6 protein-coding genes are annotated in these 4,216 nt (G+C 56.2%); all 6 read right to left on the minus strand.

What is annotated here, in order from left to right:
- The coding region (locus ACOSYY_RS17955; RefSeq protein WP_421664205.1) for a PD-(D/E)XK nuclease family protein at positions 1-1,876 on the minus strand (1,876 nt) is incomplete at its 3' end.
- 16 nt (positions 1,877-1,892) lie between these two features.
- Positions 1,893-2,048 (minus strand): hypothetical protein, encoded by a 156-nt coding sequence (locus ACOSYY_RS17960; protein WP_421664206.1) that lies wholly within the window; start codon positions 2,046-2,048, stop codon positions 1,893-1,895.
- A gap of 7 nt (positions 2,049-2,055) precedes the next feature.
- Positions 2,056-2,322 (minus strand): thioredoxin family protein, encoded by a 267-nt coding sequence (locus ACOSYY_RS17965; RefSeq protein ID WP_421664207.1) that lies wholly within the window; start codon positions 2,320-2,322, stop codon positions 2,056-2,058.
- Between the two features lie 518 nt (positions 2,323-2,840).
- Positions 2,841-3,407: a peroxiredoxin gene (locus ACOSYY_RS17970; RefSeq protein WP_421664208.1), complete on the minus strand. Its 567-nt coding sequence runs from the start codon at positions 3,405-3,407 to the stop codon at positions 2,841-2,843.
- On the minus strand, positions 3,398-3,697 hold the full coding sequence (locus tag ACOSYY_RS17975; protein WP_421664209.1) for a hypothetical protein: 300 nt from the start codon (positions 3,695-3,697) through the stop codon (positions 3,398-3,400). Before ACOSYY_RS17975 ends, ACOSYY_RS17970 begins: the two co-directional genes overlap by 10 nt.
- A gap of 15 nt (positions 3,698-3,712) precedes the next feature.
- Positions 3,713-4,036, minus strand: coding sequence for a hypothetical protein (locus ACOSYY_RS17980; RefSeq protein WP_421664210.1), 324 nt, complete (start codon positions 4,034-4,036; stop codon positions 3,713-3,715).
- Positions 4,037-4,216: the final 180 nt, after the last annotated feature.

The raw sequence follows: 4,216 nt of genomic DNA on the forward strand, positions 1-4,216 counted from the left end.
ACAGACGCTGAGAGGCAGCCCGACAGCACAGGTGAAAGAGCAACGCCTCTTCTTCATACCCAATCAGCTTCTCATCGATCTTGAATCCGAGCGTGGCGTCGAGCACACGCCGGTGACAATCCCGAAGAAACGCGTCCTCGCGGATAGCACGTGGAAATACCTTTTCGTTCAGTCCGAGGACGAACAGGGCTTTGAACGGCACTCCCCGAGCAGCCATGACGTCGCACACCCTCACCCCTTGAGCCGAGCCATTGGGGAAAGACTTTGTCGTCCGCTCGAAGGTATGCGTCAGCAATTCGACAAACTCGGCCCACGTCATTTCCTCATTGAGCGATTCCAACTCCGTGAGGGTCGTCCAAATTCGATCGATGGCGTCCCATGTCATCGTTTGACCAGCACGCTGAACTTCCTCCGAAGTCGATACCGCTGCATCGGACCGACGCAGACGCCGATCGACGAGTGCCCGACAAACCGTGACCATGTGGCCGATCGTGCCTCGCGATGGAATGGCCGAACAGTCTTGCGCGAGTTGCGAGACGATGTGCCAGAGCAGATTGATCACTTCCGGCGCGATGGCCGGGGAACCGACGAAACCCTCCTCGCTCTCCAGCACCAATGCGGCCCGGCTCGCCTGTTCCAACCGTTTCCACTCTTCGAGTCCATGCGTGATGTGCAGGGCTTGGGCAAGCACCCTCCACTGTTCAGGCCGGTATGGCTCCGACAGCTCGTCATACAAATCGGTGACGTAGAGCGGAGACGTCACGATGTCGAGGACCGACGCGCGATACAAATCGTTCAACGGCAGAGCGGCCAGCTGCAAGACGAGCTTGCAGATCGGCTCATGAATCAACGGCCGCGACGCGGTCGTACAGAATGGGATGCGATGGCGATCGAAGATCAACCCGAGATACGGGCTGTACGGATCGAGCGTACGGGCGATGACGCCGATCTCGTCGAATCGATAGCCGTGTGTTTCGACCAGATCGAGGATCGTGCGGCAAGTTGTCGCTAATTCTTCTTCCGCCCCAATCACACTCCGAATGAAGAATTTAGCGGGCGGGGAGGCCGCGACGGACGATTCCTGTTCCAATCGGATCATCGCCTCCTCCGACATCACCAGAGGCCGGATGTATCGATCGAAAAATCGCCTCGCGAATCCACAGGCCGGATCATCCTCCAGCGGGAAAAACAGCGTTGTCTCCTTTGCTCGGCTGATGGCTTCAAAAAGCGACAGCTGCACCTGGGTCAGGTCATAGAACCCGTAATACAACACTTCGCTCAACGGCTGGAGAAACGATGCCGCCGGGACAAACGGGATGAGCGACTCGGCCAGATCGTCTTGCGTTCCAACCCCGAGTGTCTTGCCCGCTTCCTTCACCGCTGCGTAGAGTGAAATGAGCGCGCCGAGCCACTCCCGGTCGTCTTCACCAAAATAGCCTTCACGGAGGCCTTGCAGTGCCTCTCTTGGATCAACATCGGCATCCTTCAAGTCACGAATCGTCGCCCAGAGCGCCCCCCACGTCCCGGAGGATTGCCCGAGCCGTTGTAAGGGAGCCTGGCCGGAAAGCTTGCTGCGAACAATGTGTCGGACCAATTGTTCAAAGAACAGTTCGTCGACGACCCGTGGGAGCAGGCCATCTACAGATATCTCTCCGGCCAGCCGGAGGGCCAACTGGTGGAAGGTCAACACGTGGAGATTCAGGAGTGACAGCCGGTGTTCGGCGGCAAACAGGGCGCGAAGGCGATCAGCTAATGACTTCGATGGAACGAAGATCGCGATGGGCGCAAGCGGATCGATTGCCTTGGCACGCGTGAGATGGTCGACGAGAGCACATTCAAGATCAGGATGAAATCGGCCGGTGATGACCCGCAACATGGGGAGTCATTGTACGCTACCCGGTCTCCGGTCCCAAGAGCTCGCCATTGCAGTCGACACAGGCCCAATCGCCGTCGATAAACGACATGGGATCGCCACAGATCGGACAATCCGGCGGAGGGCCCTTATCGAGTTTAGGAAGGACCGGCAGTTCGATATCGTCTTCATCCATGGAATCCTCACCCTTCCCGTTGTTTGATTTTCAGTTGAATGGCCTTTTCCGCGCTCTCGCGACTCGGCACTCCGACAAACGTCAACCGTCCGTCGATGATGGTGGCAGGCACGGCACGGACAGAATGTCGGTCGGCAAGATCCTGCCCATCCTTCGTTGTAATATCCACTTCACGATAGGAGAAGCTGTATTTAACCCTCAGCTGCTTCCACAAGCTCTTGGCAGACGGACAGGCACCACAGCTGGGTGACACAAGTAAGGTGATATTCGGCATCGTCAGACCAGTAATGAATAAGGCTCACGTTGAGGCTGAGAATACCGATCAGGATGAATAGGCATATGTTCGTACACTCAACCTAGATCTTGAACCTCAGGCTTTTATGGTCCGATCTTAACACCGGCTGAAAAGTCGGTGCAAGGAGCGCCCCTTACTTGCCGATGGGCGGCAAATCGAGAGCGATTTATCTCCCTGCGGGCCACCCGCCGGATGAATTTTCTGTCCCATTGATAATCGGTGGAGACCCGGCGGGATTGCCGGCCGGATTGCCAGGCGGGGCCACGATGTTGCCGGCGGTATTGGGATAGTGATGGTAAGGAGGCGCGGTTCTAACGATGGTGCTTCCCGGTTCTCCCGTTTGCTGTGACAAAGAGTTCTGAGTCGCCCTCGGCACACAGCCCATTAACCCCACTATCAGCATGGCGAAGCAGAGGCTATACAAGAACTTTTTCTTTTCGAAAGTTCGATCTGGCGAGATGTCCATTGGGGCACCCAATACGACGCTCTCATCGTGACTAAATTTTCCCGACCAGATCGAGGCCCGGCTTCAGCGTCTTTTCGCCAGGCTTCCATCCGGCGGGGCAGACTTCGATACCCCCGTTTTCACGAACGAAGGCAGCCGCTTGCACTTTTCGAAGCAGCTCTTCCATGTTGCGTCCGATTGAATTGTCATGAACTTCATACGCGCATAGTTTTCCATCCGGGTCGAACACGAAGCTGCCTCGCAGTGCCACTCCCTCCTGTGACAGATACACGCCGAGCCGCTGGGCTAGACGTCCGCTCGGATCGGCGACCAACGGAAAAGGCAGCCCCTTCACTGCAGGAGAGGTGTCACGCCACGCTTTATGCACGTAGACGGAATCGGTGCTGATGCCCAGTACTTCGGCATCCAACTTCTGAAACTCCGGATACAGCATCCCGAGATCTTCCAATTCCGTGGGGCAGATGAAGGTGAAGTCACCCGGATAAAACACCAAGACCAGCCAATGGCCGCGATAGCTCTGGAGTGTCACCGATTGGATCTTATTTTGATGGTAGGTCTGATACGTCCCTTCCGGAATTGCTTGTCCGATCATTGGCATGCAATCCTGCTCCTCCCTTCGTCCACATTGTTGACCCGGCTGGTATTTCTATCCACGTTGTTTCCCAATAGCTCAGCCGCTTGTCTCAGAGCCTCTTGTTCAGCTTCCTCGCGCGTAGGATAGGAAGCTGTACGAAAGGACCGTTCAGCGGCATGGTCGTCAACTCCGCATCTCACAGTGCCCTGGACGATCCATTGTTCTCGTTCGATTGCACGAAAGAAAATCTGCACACGGCAACCGGCCACCATCATATCCTTGATATCTTTCTCGGCATCCGGAGTGATGGGCATAGCTATCCTTGTCCGTTATTTTTTAGGCGGCACGGGCGGTAAGGTCTGTTCAGGCGGACGTGTCGGATGGCGCTCCTCTTCGGTCCTTGCCTCCGGATCGATGGCCATTTTGGGGTCGATCACAGGCGGCGTCACGACAGAGTCCGGGTGGGGAGCCGTCTCGGGCTGTTTCACCATGCCAGGATCGCGCGTGCTAGGAGGGGCGTCCGGAACTGATTTCTCGGGCAAAAGATCTTGAGGAGTTGAAGAGGGAGGCGATCCAGGCACCGGCGTAATATCTGCCGCCTCGACAGGGGAAGCCAGCACACTCAGCCATAAAATAAGACCCAGCCAACGCATACCTTTACGATATCGATGGCGAGCCCTGAGGCCTACTCGGAGTATCCCGAGCAACTGCCCGGCAACATGGCAATCCAGATTTGTGGTAATGATACTGGGAAGCATCCTAGGTTCAGGGACATGAATACATAATCTTATGTAGGCATCCGGCCTCGAGACATGATGACTATCTTTTTAGGC

It is taken from the genome of Nitrospira sp. BLG_2 (assembly GCF_049222245.1).